This window comes from Rhodococcus sp. AZ1 (assembly GCF_054979605.1).
The window spans coordinates 66,309-85,669 of record NZ_JBUEQF010000011.1; the positions used below are offsets into that span (position 1 = coordinate 66,309).

Sequence of the window (19,361 nt, forward strand, 5' to 3'; positions counted from 1 at the left end):
GGCGACGGCGATCGCGCGGCGGGCAACCACCGTCGCCTTCGTCGCCGCGGGTTTCGCGATATCCAGTTGGGCCTCCCGCATCCCGGCGGTCCGCGAGAACCTGTCTCTGAGCCCGTCGACCCTGGGGCTGGTGCTGCTGGCCCTGGCCGCAGGTTCACTCGTCGCCCTGCCGCTGGTGGGCGCGCTCATTGCCCGAACGTCGTCGCGAACCGTCGTCTCCGGTGCGGTGTGGATGTTCTGCGCGGCGATGGTCGTGGTGGCGATCGGCAGCGTCACCCACGTTGCGGTGCTGACCGTGGGCCTGTTCGCGCTGGGTGTGTCCAACGGTGCGTGGGACGTGGCGATGAACGTGCAGGCCGCGGCGGTGGAGAAGTTGCTGGGCCGGTCCATCATGGCCAGATTCCACGCCGGATTCAGTGTGGGCACCGTCGCGGGATCACTGCTCGGAGCCGGGGTGACCGCGCTCGGCATCTCCGCCGGAGGGCACCTGGCCGTGGTGGCCGGCGCCGTGCTGGCCGCCGTCGTCCCGGCGGTGCGCGGATTCGCCCCCGACACCCCGAGCGCTCCTGACACCACCCCGATTCGGGCCGATACCCCGAGCGTGCGGGCAGCCTGGACCGAGCCGCGAACTCTCCTGATCGGCCTGGTGGTGCTGGCGTTCGCCTTCTCCGAAGGGTCGGGCAACGACTGGGCCGCGGTGGCGGTGATCGACAAGTTCGGCACCTCGCAGGCCCTGGGCACCGTGGTCTTCACCGTGTTCCTCGCGGCCATGACCGCCGGCCGGTGGTTCGGACCGGCCCTTCTCGACCGGTGGGGACGGGTCGCGGTGCTGCGCGTACTGGTGACGTCGGCCGTGGTGGGTTCGATGATCTTCGTCCTCGGACCGACCGTCGAGATCGCGTTCGCGGGTGCGCTCCTGTGGGGAATCGGCACCTCGCTCGGGTTCCCCGTGGGCATGAGTGCAGCGGCCGACGACGGCCGATACGCCGCCACGCGCGTCGGCGTGGTGTCCTCGATCGGATACTGCGCGTTCCTCGCCGGTCCACCGCTGATCGGCCTGATCGCCGAGCACACCACCATCATGCGGGCGCTGGTCGTGGCGCCTGCGCTCCTGGCCGGGGCTGCACTGCTGATCGGATGGACGCGCGAGAGCTCGACACCCGAGAGCTCGAAAACACACCAATGATCGGCGCCGGTCGCTTCGCTCCCAGCCCGACGGGTGATCTGCACCTGGGCAACCTCCGAACGGCGTTGCTGTCGTGGTTGTTCGCCCGCACCACCGGCCGATCGTGGCTGGTGCGTATCGAAGACCTCGACACCGCCCGGGTGGTCGAGGGCTCGCGTGAACGGCAACTGGCCGATCTCGCCGCGCTGGGTCTGGTCTCGGACGCCGCCGTCGTCGCGCAGAGCGACCGCACCGCCCTCTACACCGATGCGGTGGAGCAGTTGCGCTCGCGCGGGTTGGTGTACGAGTGCTTCTGCAGCCGCAAGGAGATCGCGCAGGCGGTGACCGCTCCACACGCGCCACCGGGTGCCTATCCCGGAACGTGTCGCGAACTGACCGAGGCCGAGCGCACCGTTCGCCGGGCTTCGGGGCGCCCGCCGGCCCTGCGGCTGCGCGCACCCGAATCCACGTGCACCGTGCCGGACCTGTTGCACGGCAACCACACCGCGGCGGTGGACGACCTGGTGCTGATGCGCGGCGACGGCACACCCGCCTACAACCTGGCCGTGGTGGTGGACGACGGAGAGCAAGGGATCGATCAGGTGGTCCGGGGCGAGGATCTGCTGTCGTCGGCGCCGCGCCAGCGCGTGCTCGGCGCCCTGCTGGGGTACCCACCCGTGGAGTACGTTCACGTGCCCCTGGCGCTGGGTCCGACCGGAGCGAGGTTGGCCAAGCGCGACGGGGCCGTGACGCTCGCAGCCCTACGGGACCGAGGATGCGAACCGCCCGACGTTCTGAGGATGCTCGCCCGCTCGATCGGTACCGACCGGGGCGACGCCGGCACCGCGGGCGGCCTGCTCGAGCACTTCGACCCCGCGCGCCTGCCACGGGATGCGTGGTTCCCCGCCCTCTGACCAGGACCGACACTGACGGTCGGAACGCGGGGGCCGCGCCGTTACCAATTCGTAGTAGTTTTAAGTCAGTCGCCTGACGTAATTTGGAGGTCGAGAACCACATCCCGACCGACTCCCGATCACGCGATAGGACGTCACCGTTGACCACGAATGCTCCCCGTTCGGTTGTGATCGTCGGCGCCGCCGCAGCCGGGACCACCACGGCAGAAGCACTGCGCCGTAATGGATTCGACGGCACCATCACCCTGATCGGCAACGAACCCCACCTGCCCTACGACCGACCGCCGCTGTCCAAGCAGGTTCTCGCCGGGGACTGGGACATCGACAGGATCACCCTCCGCACCCCCGACCGCCTCGCCGAGCTGCGCATCGACCTCCACCTCGGCGACCCGGCCACCGCACTCGACTCCGCCACCCGCACGGTCACCACCGCCTCCGGCACGACGTTCTCCGCCGACAACATCGTCATCGCCACCGGCGTCACACCCCGCACCTTCGGTTGGTCCGGCGTCCACACCATCCGCACCCTCGAGGATTCTCTGCGCCTGCGCGCAGCCACCACTCCCGGCATCGGAGTCGTGGTCATCGGCACCGGGGTACTCGGATCCGAAATCGGCGCCACACTGCGCACTCTCGGCGCAGACGTCACCATCGTCGGACCCGAGCCGACTCTCATGGCCCTGCCCCTGGGCGCGACCGTCGGAGCAGCACTGACCGAACTGCACACCCAACACGGCATCGACGTGCGCTGCGGAATCGGCGTCAGGGATGTGGCGACGGGCACCGACGTGGTCCTCGACGACGGAACGACCCTGACCGCCGAGGTTGTCGTCGCCGCTGTCGGCTCCACCCCCAACACCGACTGGCTGGCCGACAGCGGTCTGCACATCGACGACGGCGTCGTGTGCGACGCCCACTGCCGCGCTGCCGACGGCATCTACGCGGTGGGTGATGTGGCGCGCTTCTCCCACCCCGGCCTCGGACGCACCATCCGGCTCGAGAACCGCACCAACGCCACCGAACAGGCCCTGGCCGTCGCCGCCGACATTCTCGGCGAGCAGGTCGACTACGCACCGATCCCCTACTTCTGGACCACACAGTTCGACGCAACCATCCAGGTCCACGGAACGGTCACCACAGACGGCGACACCACCATCGTCGAGGGGGACGTGGCCTCCGGGCGCTTCGTGGCCGAACACCGCCACGACGACGACCTTCACGCGGTAATCGGCTGGAACATGGCCAAACAAGCACGCCGACGGCGCACCGATCTGAACGCCCGCGCCGTCTCCCACGCCTGACGAGACCCCGACAGACACCCGAACCGATTCCCCAGTGCCCGACAAATCCCGACCGACAAGGAGTTCGAACATGAAGGTCGTCCTGGAGCAGGACAAGTGCGTTGCCTCCGGCCAATGCGTCATGGCCGCACCGGAGGTTTTCGACCAGCGCGACGAGGACGGTGTCGCGGTGTTCGTCAACGACAGCGACGTCGTCGACGAGAGCGAACGAGCCAACGTCGAACAGGCCGCGGCGGTGTGTCCCGCACTCGCCATCCGCATCGCCGACGGCGCCTGACCCGGCCGCCGACAACCCACCGAACCAGTAAGCCCGAGCAGCGCGGAAGGAACCACCATGAGCAGCGCACAGACCACCACCCCCACCCCAGCGGACCCGGGACGGACCTTCCCGATGGACCGGGCGGCGAGGTGCCCGTTCGATCCGGCTCCGGAGTTGATCGATCTGCAGGGCGCGGACGGCGTCGCGCGGGCCGTCCTTCCGACCGGCAAAGCCGTACACGTCGTCACCCGCTACCACGACCAGCGGGCGTTGCTGAGCAACCCGCTCGTCTCCGCTGACTCGAGGAATCCGGGTCATCCCATGCACGGGCCCAACACCGGCACCTTCAGCTTCTTGAACATGGACGATCCCGAACATGCACGACTGCGGCGCATGGTGCAGCCCATCTTCACCATCAAGCGCGTGCAGGCGATGCGGCCGGCGGTGCAGCGGATCGTCGACGAGCACATCGATGCGCTGCTGGCCGGTCCCAAGCCGGTGGACCTGGTGGAGGCCCTGACCCTGCCGGTGCCGTCCCTGGTGATCAGCGACCTGCTCGGGGTCCCGTACTCCGACCACGAGGAGTTCCAGCGGTACAGCCACACCATGGTGCGGCGAGATGTTCCGATGGAAGAGCGTGGGGCGGCACTGCAGTCACTGCTCGGCTACCTCGCCAAACTGATGAAGCACAAGGCCGACCACCCGCAGGACGACGTGCTCTCGATGCTCGGGAGCAGGGTCGGAAGCGGCGAACTGAGCCCCGAGGACGCCGTCGGAATCGGCGCGCTGCTCTTGCTCGCCGGGCACGAGACCACCGCGAACATGATGGCCCTGGGTACAGCCCTGCTCCTGCAGCACCCTGACCAACTCGCCCTCCTGCAGGCCGAGGACAACAGCGCTGTGGTCCCGGGCGCCGTCGAGGAGATGCTGCGATACCTCTCGATCGTTCACGACGGCCTCCGGCGTGTGGCAACCGAGGACATCGAGGTAGCCGGCATCACCATCAAGGCCGGGGAGGGGATGGTGCTGCCCATCGAGGTGGCCAACCGCGACCCGGAGCTGTTCGACGACGCCGACACCCTGGACCTCCGTCGCGACGCCCGTCGGCACGTGGCCTTCGGTTTCGGCCCACACCAGTGCCTCGGCCAGCCGCTGGCGCGTCTGGAACTCGAGGTGGTCTACGGCACCCTCTACCGACGCATCCCCACACTCAGGCTCGCCACCGATGTCCTCGAATTGCCGTTCAAGCACCAGGCTGCCGTCTACGGCGTCTACGAACTGCCCGTCACCTGGTAGGACACCGGGCACGACACCCCGAACCCTCGGGCGGCGGGCAGGTTCATACTCGACCACGAGCGCCCGCATCGGCCGACGGTGCCGGGCGCGACGACGAGAGGAGCGATCATGCCGTCGAGCCCGCTGATCACAACGTCATCCCAGCGCACAACCTCGTCCCAGCGCACGGCGCGTTCGGCTGCCACTCGTGACCTCATCCTCGTCACGGCGGAGCGGCTGATCGCCGAACGCGGACTGCATGCGGTGTCCAACAGGCAGATCAGCGAGGCCGCAGGACAGGGCAACAACACGGCGGTGGGCTATCACTTCGGCACCAAGACCGATCTGGTGCGCGCGGTGTTGGGCAAGCATGCGATCCCCGTGGAGGAGCGGCGAGGGCAGCTGGTGGCCGAGTACCAGGGGTCGGACGACATTCGAGATTGGCTCACCTGCCTGATCCGCCCTGCCACCGAGCACCTCGCCGAGCTGGGCTCACCGTCCTGGTACGCACGGTTCTGCGCCCGGGTTTTCGCGGACCCCGGGCTGCAGGAACTCGGCTACGACGAGGCACAGGGCTCACGCGGGCACCGCGACACCATCGCCGGCCTCGCCAGATGCATGCGCAGCCTTCCGCCCGCAGTCGAACTCGAGCGCCGGAACATGGCGCGGCACGTTCTGATCCACTTCATGGCCGACCTCGAGGCGGCGATGGTGGGGAGCGAATCGGACCTGCACGAGCGATGGTACGAGTGCGGCACCGACCTCATCGACGCTCTCGCGGGAATGCTGACCGCCCCGGTGAGTTCGAGTCGGTGCTGATCTCCAGCGAAGCCCGGTACCGATGTCGAACCCCGCTCGGCGTGATGGGAGTGCAGGTGCTTCGATGACCGCATGACCCGAACCTCCCCGGCCTCGTCGGCCGACGCCCAGGACGAACCGCACTCTGGACAGGCAGCGATGGCCCGGACGGGAACCGGGTACTACCCGGCGATCGTCGGGGTCTTCACTGCCGTCCTGCTGATCTCGAACATCACCGCGGGTAAGGGGGTGTCGTTCTTCACCGACTCCTCGGTGTCCCTCGGCCCCATCCAAATACTGCCCATCAACACCGACGGGGCGTTCTTCCTGTTCCCGCTGGCCTACATTCTCGGCGACGTGATCAGTGAGGTGTACGGGTTCCGAGCCGCGCGGCGGGCCATCTTCGTCGGCTTCGCGTCACTGGTTCTGGCCAGCACATGCTTCGCGATCGCGATCGCCCTGCCGTCGGCTCCCTTCTACACCAACCAGGACGCGCTCTCGACGGTGATCGGGGTGGTGCCGCGCCTGGTGGTGGCCGGTCTGGCCGGGTACCTGGTGGGCCAAACCCTCAACGCCGCGGTGCTGGTGCTGATCAAGCGCCGCACCGCCGAGAAGCACCTGTGGGTGCGCCTGATCGGCTCCACCGTGGTCGGCGAGTTCTTCGACACGCTGATCTTCTGTTCGATCGCGGCCGGGGTGATCGGCATCAGTACCTGGCGCGATTTCATCAACTACGTGATCTTCGGGTTCGTGTGGAAGACCCTCGCCGAAGTGCTGGTTCTCCCCATCACGTACCGGGTGGTGGCGCTGTTGAAGCGTCGCGAACCCACCTACATCGCTGCCTGAACAAAGGGCACGGTTGGGGCACGACCTGATCCCAACCCCTGGATATTCCGCTCCGAGTCCGTAGGCTGCCCTCAAGGCCGAGGAGACTCCTCCGACCACCGAGAGAGGGAAAGACAATGACATCGAGCGGTTTCGATCCGAGCAAGGATCCGCAGAACCCGCAGGGCTCCTACCCACCGCCTGGTGCCTACCCCCCGCCTCCCCAGGGCGGGTACCCGCCGCCTCCGGCTCAGGGTTCCTACCCGCCCCCCGGCGGGCCGGCGCCGTACCCGCAGGGTGGCCCCGCCGGCTACCCGCAGGGCGGCTTCCCGCCCCCGCAGGGTCCGGGCGGATACCCGGCCGCCCCGCAGTTCAACAACCAGCTCAACCAGCTCCCCGGCGGGGGTGTGCCCGCCGACCTGGGCATTCGTTTCCTGGCGCGGATCATCGACGGCCTGATCGTCGGCATCCCCACAGCGATCATCATCTTCGCGGTGGGGATCTCCAATTCGAACCTGACCTACTTTATGTCGCTGCTCCTGGCCATTCTGGGCTACCTCTACTTCGTGCTGATGGAGTCGCAGTCCGGTGGCACTCTCGGCAAGAAGGCGCTCGGGCTCTCCGTGCGCGGACCCAGCGGGGGGAACCCCACGCCGAAGGAATCCGCGATCCGTAATGCGTTTCAGATCGTCGGGATCATTCCGATCATCGGCACGCTGGTCTCACTGGTCGCCTACATCGTGATCGCCGTCACCATCAGCAACAACCCCCGCAAGCAGGGCAAGCACGACGAGCTCGCCGGCGGCACCCAGGTGGCCAAGAGCTAGGCACCTGGTCAGGAAGACTCGGGAACGCTCGTCCGGTAGAACCGGGCGAGCGTTTCTGCTTTGTGCTCGTCGTAGCGTCCGGTGTCGATGGATGCGCGGATCTCGTCGACCATCCGCACGGTGAACCGCTCGTTGTGGATCGTCGCGAGGGTCGAGGCCAGCATCTCCTTGGCCTTGAACAGGTGGTGCATGTAGGCGCGGGTGTAGTGCGCACACGTGTAGCAGTCGCACCCGTCCTCGATCGGGGAGAAGTCCCGCCGGAATCGGGCGGTGTTGATGTTGAAGCGTCCGTCGCGGGTGTAGATCGCGGCGTTGCGTGCCACCCGGGAGGGGTTGACACAGTCGAAGGTGTCGGCGCCGTTCTCGATGGCGGCGAAGAAGTCGTCCGGCTCGCTGATACCGAGCATGTGCCGCGGCTTGTCCTCGGGCAGCTCGTCGGTGACCCAGCCGACGATGGCGCCGAGGTTCTGCTTCTCGAGCGCCCCGCCGATGCCGTAGCCGTCGAATCCGCGTCCGTTCGGTCCGATCACGGTCTCGAGACCGCGGGCGGCCTGCCGCCGCAGGTCCTCGTACTGTGCGCCCTGCACCACTCCGAACAGCGCCTGGTACGGCTTGTCCGCGCGCTCGACGGTCAGGCGGTGGTGTTCGGCGATGCACCGCACCGCCCACGCCTGCGTGCGCGCGAGCGAGAGTTCCTGGTAGCCACGCGTGTTCATGAGGGTGGTCAGCTCGTCGAAGGCGAACATGATGTCCGCGCCGAGCCGATGCTGGATCTGCATCGACACCTCGGGGGTGAACCGGTGACGAGAACCGTCGAGGTGGGAGGTGAAGGTGACCCCGTCGTCGTCCACGTGGGCCAGGCGCTGCTTGCCCTCGGCGATCACGTCGTCGGAGGTGACCCGCTCGGCGTCCATCGCGATCACCTTGCGAAACCCCACGCCCAACGACATCACCTGGAACCCACCGCTGTCGGTGAACGTCGGTCCCGGCCAGTTCATGAACCTGCCCAGACCACCCGCCTCGTCGACGATGTCGGCGCCCGGCTGCAGGTAGAGGTGGTAGGCGTTGGCGAGCACGGCCTGCGCACCGAGCTCCGACATCGTCTCGGGCAGAACGGCCTTCACGGTCGCCTTGGTGCCGACGGCCACGAACGCGGGAGTCGCGATGTCGCCGTGCGGGGTGTGGATGGTCCCGGTGCGGCCGGCGCGGCCGTCGAGGCGGGTACCGACGTCGAAGCCGAATCCCCGCTCGCTCATCCCCCGACCGACTCCGATATCCCCAGACCCGACGCGCTGAGGCGGTGGTACGCCCCGCGAGCGGCGATCAGCTCGTCGTGTGTGCCCTGCTCGACGATGGTGCCCTTCTCCATCACCAGGATCAGATCCGCGTCGCGAATGGTCGAGAGCCGGTGCGCGATCACGAAACTCGTTCTGTCGCTGCGCAGGGCGGCCGTGGCCTTCTGCACCAGCAGTTCGGTGCGGGTGTCCACCGAGCTCGTCGCCTCGTCGAGGATCAGCACCGAGGGGTTCGCCAGGAACGCCCGCGCGATCGTGATGAGCTGCTTCTCTCCGGCACTGATGTTGGCACCCTCGTCGTCGATCACGGTGTCGTAACCGTCGGGCAGGGTGTGCACGAATCGGTCGACGTAGCTCACCCGCGCCGCCTCGAGCACCGATTCCCGCGGCGCGCTCGGATCGCCGTAGGCAATGTTGTCGTAGATGGTCCCGCCGAAGAGCCACGTGTCCTGCAGCACCATGCCGGTGCGCGAGCGCAGGTCCGCACGCGTCATGGTTCGGGTGTCCACGCCGTCGAGGGTGATGCGTCCACCGTCGATCTCGTAGAAGCGCATGATCAGGTTCACCAGCGTCGTCTTGCCCGCACCCGTCGGACCGACGATCGCCACCATGCGACCCGGTTCGGCGACGAAGGAGAGGTTCTCGATCAGCGGCTGCTCGGGGTCGTAGGAGAAGCGCACGTTCTCGAACTCCACGCGCCCGCTGCGAGCCGCCGGGCTGGCCGGTGCGGCCGGGTCCTCGCTCTCCTCGTCGGCGTCGAGGATCTCGAAGATCCGCTCGGCGGACGCCACACCGGACTGCAGCAGGTTCACCATCGACCCGATCTGCGTCAGCGGCTGAGTGAAGGTGCGCGAGTACTGGATGAACGCCTGCACCTCGCCGAGGGTCAGCGAACCCGACGCCACCCGCAGCGCCCCGACGACCGCGATCACCACGTAGTTGAGATTGCCCAGGAACATGATGGACGGCATCACGATCCCGGAGATGAACTGGGCGCGGAAACTGGCCTGGTAGAGCGCCTCGTTGCTCTCGTGGAACACCCGCGCGGTCTCGTCCTGACGGCCGTACGCCTTGACCAGTTCGTGACCGGTGTAGGCCTCCTCGACCTGGGCGTTGAGGGAGCCGGTCTGCTTCCACTGCGCCATGAAGTGCGGCTGCGAGCGCTTGGCGATGGCCGCGACGAGGAACGCCGTGATGGGCACCGTCACCAGCGCCACCACCGACAGCAGCGGCGAGATGAAGACCATCATCCCCAGGATGCCGATCACGGTGAGCACGGACGTCACCAGCTGGCTCATGGTCTGCTGCAGGCTCTGCGCCATGTTGTCGACGTCGTTGGTCACGCGACTGAGCACATCGCCGCGCTTGGTGGAGTCGAAGTAGCTCAGGGGCAGTCGGTGGATCTTGGCCTCCACCTGATCGCCGATGCGGCGGATGGTGCTCTGCAGCGCAATGTTGAGCAGATACCCCTGCAACCACGCCAGCACCGCCGAGGCCAGGTAGAGCGCGAGCACGATCAGCAACACACGCCCGACGGCGTCGAAATCGATGCCGAAGCCGGGCGTGACGGCCACACCCTGGATCAGATCGGCGAACTTGGACTGCCCGCTCGCACGAAGTTGCTCGATCGCCTCGGCCTTCGACAGACCCGCGGGCAGCTGTTTGCCGATGACACCGGCGAAGATGAGATCGGTTGCGTGCCCGAGGATTCGAGGCGCCAGCACCGACAGCACCACCGACCCGATCCCGAGCACCATCACCGCCGAGAGCATGACGCGATGCGGCGCGAGAAGACGGATCAGCCGGGCGGTGGATCGGCGGAACTCGAGTGGCTTGGTGCCGGGCGCACCCGGCGCCGCGCGCATGGGACCTCCGGGGCGGCTCACGCGACACCTGCCGCGGTGCGCTGGGAGTCCACGATCTCCGCGTACGTCGGGCACGTGCGCACCAACTCGTCGTGCGTCCCGGCGCCGACGGTCACACCGCGGTCGAGCACCACGATGTGGTCGGCGTCGCGAATGGTCGACACCCGCTGAGCGACCACGATCACCGCCGCGTCCCGGGTGGCCGGTGCCAGCGCCGCTCGCAGTCGCGCGTCGGTGGTGAGGTCGAGCGCGGAGAACGCGTCGTCGAACAGGTAGATGCCGGGCCGACGAATGACGGCGCGGGCGATGGCCAGTCGCTGACGCTGACCACCGGAGACCGTGGTGCCGCCCTGGGATATGGGAGTGTCGAGGCCCGCGGGCATCTCGCGCACGAAATCGGCGGCCTGCGCGATCTCGAGGGCCTGCCACATCTGCTCCTCGGTGGCGTCCTGAAGGCCGTAGCGCAGATTGGAGGCGATGGTCCCGGAGAACAGATAGGGCCGCTGCGGCACCAGGCCGATCTCGGCCCGCAGCGCCTGCAGGTCCAACTCGCGCACGTCCACGCCACCGATTCGAATGCTCCCGGCGGTGACGTCGATCAGCCTCGGGATCAGGTTCACCAGGGTGGTCTTGCCGGCGCCGGTACTTCCGATGATGGCCGTGGTCTGCCCCGCCCGCGCGGTGAAGGAGACATCCGCGATCACTGGCTCGTTGGCACCCGGGTACGAGAAGGCGGCACCGACAACCTCGACGGTCGACGGCGACGTCGCGAAGGGAACGGGGCGTTCGGGCTGCACCACCGACGACTGCGTGCGCAGAACCTCCTCGATGCGCTCGGCGCACACCGAGGCGCGCGGGGCGATCACCGCGATGAACGAGGCCATCATCACCGCGGTGAGGATCTGCAGGATGTAGGCGAGCATCGCGGTGAGCGAGCCCACCTCCAGGCGGCCGGCGTCGATTCCCTTGCCGCCGAACCAGATCACGGCCACGGAGGTGATGTTGGCGATGAGCATCACCGCCGGCAGGAGCAACGCCTGCAACTTGCCCACCTGCAGGGCGGTTGCGCGCAGCGCGAGATTGGCCTCGCCGAAGCGCTCCTGCTCATCGGGCTCGCGGACGAACGCGCGCACCACGCGAATACCCGTGATCTGCTCGCGCAGAATTCGATTGACCACGTCGAGTCGCTTCTGCAGCGCCTTGAAGGCCGGGACCGTCCGACCGATGATGATGCCCATGGTCAGCGCCAGAACCGGAATGGCAACGGCGAGGACACCGGTCAGCTGAACGTCCTCACGCAGGGCCATGATGATGCCGCCGATACACATGATCGGGGCCATCACCAGCAGCGTGGTCGAGAGCAGGATCGTCATCTGCACCTGCTGAACGTCGTTGGTGTTGCGGGTGATCAACGACGGGGCACCGAAGCGGCCCACCTCCCGCGCGGAGAACGTGCCCACGCGGTCGAGCAGGTCACCGCGGATGTCGCGGCCGGCCGCCATCGCGGCCTGCGCACCGTAGTACACACCGGCCACCGAGCACGCGATCTGCACGAGCGAGACTGCCAACATCACCGAACCGAGTTCGAGGATGTAGCCGGTGTCGCCGCGCGTGATGCCCTTGTCGATGATGTCGGCGTTGAGCCGGGGAAGGTACAGCGACGCCACCGTGGCGACGAACTGCAGCACCAACACCGCCCACAGTTGCCGCTTGTACGGAGCGAGATAGGTGCGCAGCAAGGCGATCAGCACTGTGCCTCCAGAGGGATGTCAGCGGCCCGAGGGCCTGCGGGTGGAGAGTACCGATCAGCCTTGCTGCGCGCGATCACCGTGCGCCGACCTTCTCCTTCTCGGAATCCTCGCGCGCGGCGAGCGTGGCGGCCAGCTTCTCGCCCTCGATGTCGACGTTCGGCAGCACCCGATCCAGCCAGGCAGGGATGTACCAGGCCTTGTCACCGAGCAACTGCATGACGGCGGGGATCAGCACCATGCGCACGACGAAGGCGTCGAAGAACACCGCCGCAGCGAGGGCGAAACCGATCGACTTGATCAGCGAGTCCGGCTCGGCCATGAAGGCCGCGAACACCGAGATCATGATCACCGCGGCGGCCGTGACCACGCGGGCACCGAACTTGAAGCCGGTGACGATCGCAGTGCTGAAGTCCGCACCGTGCACGTACGCCTCGCGCATCCGCGAGACCAGGAACACCTGGTAGTCCATCGCCAGACCGAACACCACGCCGATGAGGAAGATCGGCATGAAGCTGACGATGGGCTGGGGGTTGGAGATAAGGCCCAGTCCACCCTTCTGGAAGATGAACACCGTGGCGCCGAAGGTGGCCATCACGCTCAGCAGGAACCCTGCGGTGGCGGTGAGCGGCACCATGATCGACCGGAAGACCACCATGAGCAGCAGGAACGCCAGGCCGACAACCACGGCGAGGTACGGCACGAGCGCGTCGAGCAGGCGCTGGGAGACGTCGATCTGCAGGGCGGTCTGACCCGTCACCCCGAACGTCACGCCGGAGGTCAACGACCCCTCGGAGTCCCGCAGCGAGTTCACCAGGTTCTCGGTCTGGTCACTGTTGGGCGAGCTCTTCGGTGTCACTGCGATCAGAGCGGTGTCGCCGGCCTGGTTGACCTGTGCGATCTGCGCGTTCTGGGTGTCCGGGTTGTCCGATGCCAGCTTGACGACCGACTCGAACGCCGCCGTGCGAGCGTCCGGGGCCACCTTGGAGGCATCGGCCACCACCAGCAGGGTGCCGTTGCGGCCCGGCCCGAAGCCGGCGTCGACGAGGTCGTAGGCCTGCCGAACCGAGGTGCTCGGGTCCGCCGTGGCAACCGACGGCAGCGCGAGCTTGAGACCGGTGGCGGGACCGGCGATGACCAGCAGCAACGCCACACCGGCGAGAAGGATCAGGCCCGGGCGCTTGACGACGAGCTGCACCCAGCGCAGGCCCATCGTGGGCTTGTCGGTGGTCTCCGGATCGGGAACCTCGCGAATCTTCCCGGCGAACGCCTTGCTGCCGAAGAGACCGAAGACGGCCGGCAGCATGGTGAGGGCGACGAGAACGGCCACCAGCACACCGAACGCGGCTGCGGTGCCCATCTGCGTGAGGAACGGGATGCCCACCACCTGGAGAGCGATGAGCGCGATGAACACGGTGGTTCCGGCGAACACCACTGCGGCACCGGCAGTTCCCACTGCCCGGCCCGCGGCCTCCGCTCGATCGTCGGTCTCGTTCAACTCGTGGCGGTAGCGCGCGGTGATGAACAGTGAGTAGTCGATGGCGACCGCCAACCCGATCATGATGGCCAACACGGGAGTGGTGGAGCCGAGATCGATGAAGCCTGTTGCGGTGGTGATGGCCAGGCTGGTGATGCCGACGCCCACGATCGCGGTGATCAGCGGGATCGAGGCGGCCACGGCGGAGCCGAACATGATCACCAGCACCACGGCGGCGACGGCCAGGCCCACAGCCTCTGCCTTGCCACCGGGCGGCTGGTTGGCCTGCATGGCCGTGCCGCCGACCTTGACGGTCATGCCGGCGTCGCGAGCGGGGGCCGCGGCGTCCTGCAGTGCGGTGCGGGTGTCGTCCTTGACGTCGACGATCGCACCGCCGAGCTTGACGTCGACGATGCCCGTGGTCTTGTCCGCGCTCAGCGGCGACACGGCGGCAGCGTCCGCGGCCGCGGTGGGGCTACCGGTCTTCTCGTACTGGGCGACGATCGCGGCGTTGGCGGCGACCGGGTCGAGCAGCGGCTGGGATCCGGCGGGCGGCGGGCCGGCGGCGGGGTCGGCCTTGACCGAGTCGGCCACCGCCGCGAGGGCGCGCACGTTCTTCAGCGTCGCCTCGATGGCGGCGACGTTCTCCGGGGAGTCGAGGGTGGTGCCGTCCTTGGCCTTGAACACGTACTCCGCGACGGGTGTCATCAGCGGATCGTCAGAGCCGCCGAAGCGCTCCTTCTGCAGGTCCAGGGCCTGCTGCGCAGGGGTGCCCGGGATCGAGAAGGAGTTCACGGTGGGGCCCGAGAGGGTGGCCGCACCGACGCCGGCGAGCACGAGCAGTGCCAGCCAGACCGTCAGGACGATCCCTTTTCGGCGGTAGGAGAACCTACCTACGCGGTACAGAAAGCTGGCCACAATTTTCTCCTGAGACGGGTCGGGTGGAGCGGGTCGTATGTGCGAAGGTCACGCGGGGGAGGTCGATGGTGCGTTGGTCTGCGGGAGGACGGGAACGAGGAACCCTCGCTCGAGCTGGCGCAGCGCCTGTTCGACGAGTTCTCGTACGGAACCCGCCGAGGAGTTACCCGATTCCCACAGCGCCAGCGCCGAATTGATGGCGGCACCGAGAACGGACTTGAGCATGCGGGGATAGAGGTCGGTGGTGGCGTCCATCCCGAGGCGTTCGGCGATGGCGGTGGCCATCACGTCGCTGATGGTGTCGTCGAGTTCCATCTTCTTGCCGAGCAGGGCCGGCGTGGTCTCCACCATCTTGGCGACCGCGGCGATCTCGGCCAGGTCGCGCTCGGGGTCGTCGATCACGGCGAGCACGATGCGGCGCACCGACTCCCAGAACGACTCGCCCTCGGGTCGCGACTTCAGCAGCGCCACCCACTCGAGCGCGCTCTCCTCGAGGTGGTGCAGCGCGGCCTCCTCCTTGTTGGAGAAGTAGTTGTGGAAGGTCCGGGTGGACACTCCGGCCTCGATGGCGATGGCCTCGGCCGTCACGTGGTCGAAACCATGGATCCGGCCGAGCTTGATCGCGGCGTTGCCGAGGGCGGCGCGCGTGGCGGCCTTCTTGCGGTCACGCAGGCTCAGTGGGGTACACACCCGATCGACCATACGGAACTTGCAGATGTCTGCAAACTTGCAGAAGTCTGCAATTATGTGGATCGCATCACGTCCGTCGCTGCCAGTGCTCTGGATCACGCGTCAGATCCGACACCGAGGTCGGTAAGCCGCCATCGGCCAGGTCGCCGATCGACACCCCCTCGAGGACCGAGCGCACGTTCGCCCGCACCGCCACCCACATCGACCGGAACAGGTGCTCGCGGTCCACACCGTCGGCCGTCGGCGACTCCGGGTAGACCAGCGACTCGGGCCGCTCCCCCCGCACCGACGCCAGCGGCCCGTCCACCGCGCGAATCACGTCGGCGACAGAGGTCTCCCCCGGCGCGCGAGTGAGCCGATATCCACCGTCGGGACCGCGACGGCCGGTGATCAAACCGGCCCGACGGGCATCGGTGAGGGCACCCTCGAGCACCTTGGGGTTCACCTCGAGCGCGGCGGAGAGCGCGTCGGCCTTCACCGCCGCGCCACCGCGGTGGGCGATCTCCACCAGTGCTCGCACGGCGAGATCGGCGCGAGCGGTCACATGCACCGGGCCAGACTAACGGTGGTTCGCACCGCCTTCGGGCGAGGATTCCAGGTAGGCCGCAAGGCGTTCGAGGTCAGCGGCGTGCTGGGCGCGCCCGATGCGGCCGATCGCCTTCTCCGCCACCCGCCGGACGGGGAACGGCAACGCGATCTCCACGTCGAAGTCCACGAACACCTCGGTACACGCGGCCCCACGCGCGTGCACGCGGAACACCCCCGTCGCGGTCAACGTGCGACCGCCGGGGCCGGCCGTGGTGAGCAGGTAGCGCACCCCGCCCTCGCCGACCTCGATCAACTCCTGGCGACCCTTCTCGACGCCGTCGGCGTCTCGGTGCACGATGGCCGACCCGACGCCCACCCCGTCGCCCTCGATCTCGACCGTGCCGCCGGCCTCGCTCGGCGCACTCGACCACGCGAGCATCTCGCGCTGATCGGCGATCGCCGCCCGCACCCGTTCGAGCGGGTGGTCGATCACGATGCTCGTGGTCCAGTGCACGTCACTCCTCGGGGCTCCCGGCTGAACTTGGGTGCAGTCGACCACCGCTGAGGTGGTTCGGTGCACCGAGGTTCCTGACGCGGCCGGATCAGACACGAAGTCCCCCACCTGCAACGACAGGCGGGGGACTGTGGCGGTGGCGGAGGGATTTGAACCCTCGGACGGGGGTTACCCGTCACACGCTTTCGAGGCGTGCTCCTTAGGCCGCTCGGACACGCCACCGGCGGGTACGTTACCGGATCGGGGACCGCGTTCGAAAATCCGTCGGCGGAGGCCGAGGCCGCGGCTACTGCGCCCGCAGCGACGCGAAGAACTGCTGCAGAACCTGCGCGCACTCCACGCGGCGCACCCCCGCGCTCACCTCCGGCCGATACGTCAGCCGCCGATCACGCACCACATCCCACAGCGACCCCACCGCGCCGGTCTTGGGTTCGAACGTCCCGAACACCACGCGCTCGACCCGCGCCGCAACCGCCGCCCCCGCGCACATCGTGCACGGTTCGGCCGTGACGTAGAGGGTTGCGCCGCCCAGGCGCCAGCCGTCACCACGCACCAGGGCGGCGGCACGCAGGGCCAGGATCTCGGCATGGGCAGTGGGATCGCCACGTACTTCGCGCTCGTTGCACGCGGCGGCGATCTCGGCCGAATCGAACACCACCACGGCGCCGATCGGAACGTCGCCGCCCGTCGCGGAGCGAGCGACGTCCAGGGCTCGGCCCATCCACCGGTCGTCGGTCGCGGCGCGATCCACAGGAGCTACCGCGGCAGTTTGTCGAGCACCGCGGCGAACTCGTCGGCGAATCCCAGCCGCTGCGCGATCATCCCGATCTGCTCGTCGGGGTAGAGGTCGGTCTCGGCCAGGATCACACCCAGCACCGGCTCGGGCAGCCCCAGATCCGAGAGCAGCCCGGCGTCGCCCTCCTCCCACGGCTCGACGTCGTCCAGATCGTCCGGGTCGATGTCGGGGATGTCGACGTTGAGGGCATCGAGTACATCGGCGGCGATGTCGTAGTCGATGGCCGCGGTGGCGTCGGAGAGAAGCAGGCGGGTGCCCGACGGCGCAGGACGCAGCACCACGAAGAACTCGTCGTCGACGTCGAGGAGCCCGAACACCGCACCCGAGCTCCGCATCTCACGGAGCTGCGTCTCGGCCGCCCGCAAGCTGGAGAGGGCCTCGGAGGTCATCGAACTGCACGACCACTTGCCGTCCTCGCGCACCACTGCCACCGCGAAGCCCTCGAGTTCGTCGACCGCGAAGCCCTCGCCACCCACGCGCTCTGCAGACATGCGCTCAACGGTAGACCGAAGGCGTGCCACCCACACAGGCGGCCCAGCGTGTGACAGCCTGTCCGCGTGAGCAGGAAACCGGTGTGTGTGATCGGCCTGGGCCTGATCGGTGGCTCGGTACTACGCGCAGCAGTGGCCGCCGGGCGGCCCGCCTGGGGGTACAACCGCAGCCCCGAGCCCGCCGCCGAGGCCGTCGCCGACGGGTACGACGCCGGGCGCACCCTGACCGACGCACTCGCCCGCGCCGCCGAGCTCGATGCCCTGGTGGTGGTGGCGGTGCCGATGCCGGCCGTCCCCGCGGTGCTCGACGCCGTCGCCGCGCACGCCCCGAACTGCGCCCTGACCGATGTGGTGAGCGTCAAGGGCGCCGTCGCCGACGCCGTCGCCGCGCGCGGACTCACCGCACGCTACGTCGGCGGCCATCCGATGGCGGGAGCGTCGGCGTCAGGATGGTCGAGCTCGACGGCAACGCTGTTCGACGACGCGGTGTGGGTGGTCTCGGTCGACGACGCAGTAGAACCCGGCGTCTGGCGCGAGGTTGCCCAGTTGGCTCTGGACTGCGGCGCGACGGTGGTACCGGCGGTCTCCGTCGAGCACGACAGAGCAGTGGCTCGCGTCTCGCACCTCCCGCATCTGCTCGCCGAGACACTCGCGGCCGTGGGAGCCGACGGCGGTGACCTCGCGCTGCGACTGGCAGCCGGATCGTTCCGTGACGGCACACGCGTCGCCGGGTCGTCTCCGACGCTGGTCTCGGCCATGTGCGAGGCCAACGCCCCGAGCCTGACGGACGCCCTCGACGAAGCCCTGGCCCTACTCACCCGGGCACGCGCCGACCTCGCCGATCACGGCTCGACCGCGGAGATCACCCGCATCGGGCACTCGGCGCGGCGGCGATACGAGGACCAGCTGGGTGGGTGGGAGATCGAGGGCATCACGATCGGTGAGGGGTCGTGGCTGGCCGATCTGCGCGACGCCGGGCGCCGCGGCGGCGTCCTACGCACCGTTCGATGACCGCACGCGGTGCGTCAGATGCGCGTCGCGAGGCCCGGGTAGTCCAGGACGAACCCGTCGGCGTCGACGGTGACGGTGACGTCGCCGACCGGTGAGGCAACCGCCAGCGGTTCGCCACCGCCGCCGGTGTAGGAGATCGAGTGCGCCTGCACCGTCAGCTCGGGCAGCGAGACGTAGGCAACCGGCACCTCGTGGGACCCCGCGACGGCGGCCAGGTCCAGGCGGCGGATGGCGAGGGCGTTGAAGAACGGGCTCCACACCACGTCGACATCGACGGCGCCGCCGTACGTCTCACGCGCATCGGCACCCGAGCCGCGATCGACCAGCCAGAAGCCCTCGGAGTCCCGGGTGACCGAGAGCTGACGACTCTCGGCCTTCACCGCCGCGCGGAACACGACTCGACGGGTACGGCCGGTGTCGTCGGTTAGCAGGTCGTAGGAGGCGGAGAAGGCGGGATGCTCGTCGCACTCGCCGCCGATGATCCGACCCGCCGCCTTGATCCGCTTGCCGGTGACCTGCACACGCACGGACTCCATGCGCGGCGCCGAGGGCGCCCGCCAGGTCAGGACAGCGGGCCACCGAGCCGAGGTGTCCGCAGCATCCGGGGCAGAGCTGTCGTGGGCCGAGGTAGTCACGGTCATCACGGTAGATCACCGGTCCTCGT

Annotated in this window: 20 protein-coding genes and 1 tRNA gene; 9 read left to right on the forward strand and 12 right to left on the reverse strand. The window is 68.4% G+C overall.

Going from position 1 to position 19,361, the window contains the following annotated elements; all coding sequences use genetic code 11:
• Window positions 1-10 precede the first annotated feature (10 nt).
• The 5 genes from ACY48E_RS14000 (at window position 11) to ACY48E_RS14020 (ending at window position 4,935) form a co-directional block, all read left to right on the forward strand.
• Window positions 11-1,186, forward strand: coding sequence for an MFS transporter (locus ACY48E_RS14000; protein ID WP_462872859.1), 1,176 nt, complete (start codon window positions 11-13; stop codon window positions 1,184-1,186).
• A complete protein-coding gene (gene gluQRS, locus ACY48E_RS14005; RefSeq protein WP_462872829.1) occupies window positions 1,183-2,079 on the forward strand; it encodes a tRNA glutamyl-Q(34) synthetase GluQRS in 897 nt (298 codons plus the stop codon). Before ACY48E_RS14000 ends, gluQRS begins: the two co-directional genes overlap by 4 nt.
• 140 nt (window positions 2,080-2,219) lie before the next feature.
• Window positions 2,220-3,380: an NAD(P)/FAD-dependent oxidoreductase gene (locus tag ACY48E_RS14010; protein WP_462872830.1), complete on the forward strand. Its 1,161-nt coding sequence runs from the start codon at window positions 2,220-2,222 to the stop codon at window positions 3,378-3,380.
• A gap of 70 nt (window positions 3,381-3,450) precedes the next feature.
• On the forward strand, window positions 3,451-3,657 hold the full coding sequence (locus ACY48E_RS14015) for a ferredoxin (RefSeq protein ID WP_462872831.1): 207 nt from the start codon (window positions 3,451-3,453) through the stop codon (window positions 3,655-3,657).
• Window positions 3,658-3,714: 57 nt separating this feature from the next.
• Window positions 3,715-4,935, forward strand: coding sequence for a cytochrome P450 (locus ACY48E_RS14020; protein WP_462872832.1), 1,221 nt, complete (start codon window positions 3,715-3,717; stop codon window positions 4,933-4,935).
• Here ACY48E_RS14020 and ACY48E_RS14025 read toward each other — a convergent pair.
• The gene (locus ACY48E_RS14025; RefSeq protein WP_462872866.1) at window positions 4,911-5,120 is read right to left on the reverse strand and encodes a hypothetical protein; all 210 of its coding nucleotides are present in this window, start codon (window positions 5,118-5,120) and stop codon (window positions 4,911-4,913) included. The two genes, ACY48E_RS14020 and ACY48E_RS14025, sit on opposite strands and share 25 nt — an antisense overlap.
• Between ACY48E_RS14025 and ACY48E_RS14030 the strand changes: the two genes are divergently transcribed.
• The 3 genes from ACY48E_RS14030 (at window position 5,044) to ACY48E_RS14040 (ending at window position 7,364) form a co-directional block, all read left to right on the forward strand.
• Complete coding sequence (locus ACY48E_RS14030) at window positions 5,044-5,733, forward strand: TetR/AcrR family transcriptional regulator (protein ID WP_462872833.1); 690 nt, start codon at window positions 5,044-5,046, stop codon at window positions 5,731-5,733. The two genes, ACY48E_RS14025 and ACY48E_RS14030, sit on opposite strands and share 77 nt — an antisense overlap.
• A gap of 138 nt (window positions 5,734-5,871) precedes the next feature.
• Window positions 5,872-6,558, forward strand: a complete 687-nt coding sequence (locus tag ACY48E_RS14035; protein ID WP_462872860.1) for a queuosine precursor transporter — start codon at window positions 5,872-5,874, stop codon at window positions 6,556-6,558.
• Between the two features lie 116 nt (window positions 6,559-6,674).
• Window positions 6,675-7,364, forward strand: a complete 690-nt coding sequence (locus tag ACY48E_RS14040) for an RDD family protein (protein ID WP_462872834.1) — start codon at window positions 6,675-6,677, stop codon at window positions 7,362-7,364.
• 8 nt (window positions 7,365-7,372) lie between these two features.
• Here ACY48E_RS14040 and tgt read toward each other — a convergent pair whose 3' ends face one another.
• From tgt to ACY48E_RS14090, 10 genes are all read right to left on the reverse strand, one after another.
• Window positions 7,373-8,620 carry a tRNA guanosine(34) transglycosylase Tgt gene (gene tgt, locus ACY48E_RS14045; RefSeq protein ID WP_462872835.1) on the reverse strand — a complete coding sequence of 416 codons (1,248 nt, stop codon included), beginning with the start codon at window positions 8,618-8,620 and terminating at the stop codon, window positions 7,373-7,375.
• A complete protein-coding gene (locus tag ACY48E_RS14050; RefSeq protein ID WP_462872861.1) occupies window positions 8,617-10,524 on the reverse strand; it encodes an ABC transporter ATP-binding protein in 1,908 nt (635 codons plus the stop codon). The genes tgt and ACY48E_RS14050 overlap by 4 nt, the downstream gene beginning before the upstream one ends.
• 17 nt (window positions 10,525-10,541) lie before the next feature.
• Window positions 10,542-12,275, reverse strand: a complete 1,734-nt coding sequence (locus ACY48E_RS14055) for an ABC transporter ATP-binding protein (protein WP_462872836.1) — start codon at window positions 12,273-12,275, stop codon at window positions 10,542-10,544.
• 73 nt (window positions 12,276-12,348) lie between these two features.
• Window positions 12,349-14,667, reverse strand: coding sequence for an MMPL family transporter (locus ACY48E_RS14060; protein ID WP_462872837.1), 2,319 nt, complete (start codon window positions 14,665-14,667; stop codon window positions 12,349-12,351).
• A 48-nt stretch (window positions 14,668-14,715) separates the two neighbouring features.
• A complete protein-coding gene (locus tag ACY48E_RS14065; RefSeq protein WP_462872838.1) occupies window positions 14,716-15,357 on the reverse strand; it encodes an acyl-CoA-like ligand-binding transcription factor in 642 nt (213 codons plus the stop codon).
• A 67-nt stretch (window positions 15,358-15,424) separates the two neighbouring features.
• Window positions 15,425-15,907 carry an RrF2 family transcriptional regulator gene (locus ACY48E_RS14070; RefSeq protein WP_462872839.1) on the reverse strand — a complete coding sequence of 161 codons (483 nt, stop codon included), beginning with the start codon at window positions 15,905-15,907 and terminating at the stop codon, window positions 15,425-15,427.
• Between the two features lie 9 nt (window positions 15,908-15,916).
• Window positions 15,917-16,399, reverse strand: a complete 483-nt coding sequence (locus tag ACY48E_RS14075) for an SRPBCC family protein (protein ID WP_462872840.1) — start codon at window positions 16,397-16,399, stop codon at window positions 15,917-15,919.
• A gap of 131 nt (window positions 16,400-16,530) precedes the next feature.
• Window positions 16,531-16,621: transfer RNA gene (locus ACY48E_RS14080), tRNA-Ser, on the reverse strand.
• 64 nt (window positions 16,622-16,685) lie between these two features.
• Window positions 16,686-17,150, reverse strand: a complete 465-nt coding sequence (locus ACY48E_RS14085; RefSeq protein ID WP_462872841.1) for a nucleoside deaminase — start codon at window positions 17,148-17,150, stop codon at window positions 16,686-16,688.
• A 5-nt stretch (window positions 17,151-17,155) separates the two neighbouring features.
• Window positions 17,156-17,686, reverse strand: a complete 531-nt coding sequence (locus tag ACY48E_RS14090) for a tRNA adenosine deaminase-associated protein (RefSeq protein ID WP_462872842.1) — start codon at window positions 17,684-17,686, stop codon at window positions 17,156-17,158.
• 66 nt (window positions 17,687-17,752) lie between these two features.
• On the opposite strand from ACY48E_RS14090, the gene ACY48E_RS14095 reads away from it, so the two are divergent.
• Window positions 17,753-18,697, forward strand: coding sequence for a prephenate dehydrogenase (locus ACY48E_RS14095; RefSeq protein ID WP_462872843.1), 945 nt, complete (start codon window positions 17,753-17,755; stop codon window positions 18,695-18,697).
• Window positions 18,698-18,711: 14 nt separating this feature from the next.
• On the opposite strand, the gene ACY48E_RS14100 is transcribed toward ACY48E_RS14095, so the two are convergent.
• Window positions 18,712-19,338, reverse strand: coding sequence for a putative glycolipid-binding domain-containing protein (locus ACY48E_RS14100; protein WP_462872844.1), 627 nt, complete (start codon window positions 19,336-19,338; stop codon window positions 18,712-18,714).
• Window positions 19,339-19,361 lie beyond the last annotated feature (23 nt).